This window comes from Mesorhizobium sp. M4B.F.Ca.ET.203.01.1.1 (genome assembly GCF_004791025.1).
Classification (GTDB): domain Bacteria; phylum Pseudomonadota; class Alphaproteobacteria; order Rhizobiales; family Rhizobiaceae; genus Mesorhizobium; species Mesorhizobium abyssinicae.
This window is the reverse complement of sequence record NZ_SRUO01000217.1, coordinates 1-304: the sequence shown is the minus strand read 5'-3', so window position 1 is coordinate 304 and position 304 is coordinate 1. Positions and strand designations below refer to the sequence as shown.

Below are 304 nucleotides of genomic sequence, written 5' to 3'. Positions count from 1 at the left end.
CGGACGTTCGGCACGGATCTGGCCGTCGTTGGCCTCGATCATCGAGCGGCTCAGGCTGAGGCCCAGCCCCAACCCGTGTGACTTGGTGGTCCAGAACGCGTCGAACACGCGCTCGGGATGCTCGGCGGGCAGGCCGACGCCACGATCGCGCACGCTGAGGCTGACCCGTTGGCCATCACGCCGGGTCAGCAGGGACAGGCGGCGATCAGCGGCAGGCACCGCTTCCATCGCGTCCACCGCATTGAGGATGAGGTTGCCGACCACCTGCTGCACCTGCACGCGGTCGGCATGCACCGGTGGCAGG

At 69.1% G+C, this 304-nt stretch carries 1 protein-coding gene; it reads right to left on the bottom strand.

Annotation, left to right across the window (positions count from 1 at the left end; translation table 11 throughout):
- The coding region (locus EN846_RS34395; RefSeq protein ID WP_135928146.1) for an ATP-binding protein at positions 1-304 on the bottom strand (304 nt) is incomplete at both ends.